Below are 3,091 nucleotides of genomic sequence, written 5' to 3'. Positions count from 1 at the left end.
GGTGTTGACCATCCTGCCGGGCATGCTGGTGATCTGGTTTGTTCGCAACCACGTGGCCAAGGGCTTTGCCCTGGGCCGGGTATGAGGAACTGATGATGGAATGGATGAGTTGGACCAGCCCGACGGCGGCGTTCTTCGGCGTCATAGCCTTGATCCTGGTGGGCATGACGACTTGGGAGTTGCGTTCGCCAAGCATTCTTCGAAAAGGTTTTCTGCCGATTACCACCACCCGTGGCGATCGGCTGTTTATCGGTCTTCTCGGCAGCGCCTACCTGCATTTGCTGGTAATCGGCGTCACCGACTGGAGCATCTGGATAGCGTTCGCGTTGTCCCTGGTGTGGCTGTTGGCTGTGATGCGTTGGGGCTAGTCGAATCGCTCGGCAATGTTGCTCCGAAACCCATAAAGGAGGTCTCTATGTTCGACAAAAACAATAAGCTGCGACATAGCATTTCACTGGCAGCCATGCTGGCACTCAGCGGATTGAGCGCATCGGCCTGGGCTGATGCCTACGAAGACGCTGCGAAAAAGTGGATCGGCGGCGAATTCAAACCGTCCACCTTGACGGCCGATCAGCAACTCGCGGAATTGAAGTGGTTCATCAAGGCGGCCGAGCCGTTTCGCGGGATGGACATCAAGGTTGTCTCGGAAACCCTGACCACCCATGAATACGAGTCCAAGGTGCTGGCCAAGGCCTTCACCGAGATCACCGGGATCAAAGTCACCCACGACTTGCTGCAAGAAGGCGATGTGGTGGAAAAGCTGCAGACCGTGATGCAGTCGGACAAGAGCATCTATGACGGCTGGGTCAACGACTCCGACCTGATCGGTACGCACTTTCGCTATGGCAAGACCGAGTCGATCACCGACCTGATGGCCAACGAAGGCAAGAACTTCACCTCGCCGACCCTCGACATCAAGGACTTCATCGGCATTTCCTTCACCACCGCGCCGGACGGCAAGATCTATCAGCTGCCCGACCAGCAGTTCGCCAACCTGTATTGGTTCCGCGCCGACTGGTTTGATCGGGCGGACCTGAAAGCAAAATTCAAGGAAAAGTACGGCTACGAATTGGGCGTGCCAGTGAACTGGTCGGCCTATGAAGACATCGCCAAATTCTTCAGCGAAGACGTCAAGGAAATCGACGGCAAACGCATCTACGGGCACATGGACTACGGCAAGAAGGATCCATCCCTGGGCTGGCGCTTCACCGATGCCTGGTTCTCCATGGCCGGCGGCGGCGACAAGGGGCTGCCCAACGGCTTGCCGGTGGACGAGTGGGGCATCCGTGTCGAGGACTGCCATCCGGTCGGTTCCAGCGTGACCCGTGGCGGCGATACCAACGGCCCGGCGGCGGTGTTCGCGACGCAGAAATATGTCGACTRGATGAAGGCCTATGCGCCGCCGGAAGCAGCGGGCATGACCTTTTCCGAGTCTGGCCCGGTACCGTCTCAGGGCAACATTRCCCAACAGATCTTCTGGTACTCCGCCTTTACCGCCGACATGACCAAACCGGGCCTGCCGGTGGTGAACGCCGACGGTACGCCGAAGTGGCGCATGGCGCCGTCGCCGAGAGGGCCGTACTGGGAAGAGGGCATGAAGCTTGGGTATCAGGACGTGGGTTCCTGGACATTCATGAAGTCCACGCCTGAGAAACAGAAACTCGCGGCCTGGCTGTACGCGCAGTTCGTGACCTCGAAAACCGTGTCGCTGAAGAAAACCATCGTCGGCCTGACACCGATCCGCGAGTCGGACATCAACTCTCAAGCCATGACCGACCTGGCGCCGAAGCTCGGTGGCCTGGTCGAGTTCTATCGCAGCCCGGCGCGGGTGCAATGGACCCCGACCGGCACCAACGTGCCGGACTATCCGCGTCTGGCACAGTTGTGGTGGAGCCACATCGCCGAAGCCGCCAGCGGCGAGAAAACCCCGCAACAGGCGCTCGATGGTCTGGCCAAGGATCAGGACGCGATCATGACCCGTCTGGAACGCTCCAAGGCCCAGGCCACTTGCGCGCCGAAAATGAACCCGGAACGCGACGCGCAATACTGGTTCGACCAACCGGGCGCACCGAAGCCGAAACTGGCTAACGAGAAGCCCAAGGGTGAAACCGTGAGCTATGCCGAACTGCTGAAATCGTGGGAGGTGGCGCGTAAGTAACAGATCGGCCTGCGACGTCGAACGGCACCTTCGGGTGCCGTTTCTATTTATGCCCACTTTCTCGTTTCAGCGACTGGCGTACGGTTCTCATTACCGCGAGGTCGAAGGCGTTGTGCCCGGCGTGGAGCAGACGACAACGGATGTTCTGGCGCTGGCGAAGCCAACGTACGCTGGACATGCCGAAGGTGTCTTTGATGCCTTGTATCACCAGGGTATCGGCATCGACCCGGAGACGCTCGTCCGCCCGTGTGAAGAAATAGTGATTAACGTGGTAATGCAACTCCAGGCAGATGGCGCGCACCGCTTCTTCATCAACGAAGTCTTCGAGTGCGTGCGGGCACATCGATTGCCCGTTCAATTGCAAAATAGCCTGCAGCCAGTGGATGGCAGCCTGACGCTTTTGCACCTCGCAACCATTGCTCAGTAGCTGGTAGATACCCCGCGCACTGGCGTCGTGGGAGCCAATGGCGAATTGAGATAAACCTTCGCTCAAGGTTTTATCGTAGGCGCTTACGTTCGCAACAAATGGTATGAACACCGAGACCAACGTGGTTTTCAGAATGGCGTCGGGATAGCGCTGCTGGTATTGGATGGCCAACCAGCTTCCCCATGAAATGCCCAGCAAACTGATTTTTTCGAAACCAAAATGCCGACGCAGGGCATCGATGTCTTCAACGGACAGCCCAGTGCTGTTGTGCTGGAGCTCGCCGAGGGGAAGGGAGCGCCCGCAGCCTCGCTGGTCGAACAAAATGATATCGAAACATCGCAGATCGAAGAACTCAAGATGATGGAGGGCGCTACGACCACCCGGCCCGCCATGCAGGAAAAATATCGGTTCGCTGCCGGGGGTGCCGTGCCGCTCCCAATAGAGATGGTGGCCGTCACGAGTCGGGTAGTAGCCATTGATCGGGGAGACCACCATCAGATGGGAAC

3 protein-coding genes and 1 pseudogene are annotated in these 3,091 nt (G+C 58.4%); 3 read left to right on the top strand and 1 reads right to left on the bottom strand.

The annotated features are described in order from the left end of the window. From AC1DLB_RS26185 to AC1DLB_RS26175, 3 genes and pseudogenes are all read left to right on the top strand, one after another. Positions 1-85: pseudogene (locus AC1DLB_RS26185) on the top strand (carbohydrate ABC transporter permease); the annotation flags it as partial. Positions 86-95: 10 nt separating this feature from the next. Beyond that, entirely contained in the window at positions 96-368 is a 273-nt protein-coding gene (locus AC1DLB_RS26180; RefSeq protein ID WP_026345728.1) for a DUF2160 domain-containing protein, read from the top strand. A gap of 47 nt (positions 369-415) precedes the next feature. Further along, positions 416-2,158, top strand: a complete 1,743-nt coding sequence (locus tag AC1DLB_RS26175; protein ID WP_477785927.1) for an ABC transporter substrate-binding protein — start codon at positions 416-418, stop codon at positions 2,156-2,158. A 43-nt stretch (positions 2,159-2,201) separates the two neighbouring features. On the opposite strand, the gene AC1DLB_RS26170 is transcribed toward AC1DLB_RS26175, so the two are convergent. Then, entirely contained in the window at positions 2,202-3,080 is an 879-nt protein-coding gene (locus AC1DLB_RS26170; protein WP_477743710.1) for an alpha/beta fold hydrolase, read from the bottom strand. Positions 3,081-3,091 lie beyond the last annotated feature (11 nt).

The organism is Pseudomonas sp. 05N434, from assembly GCF_056396965.1.
The sequence above is the reverse complement of the archived record's forward strand: the minus strand, read 5'-3'. Positions and strand labels throughout refer to the sequence as shown.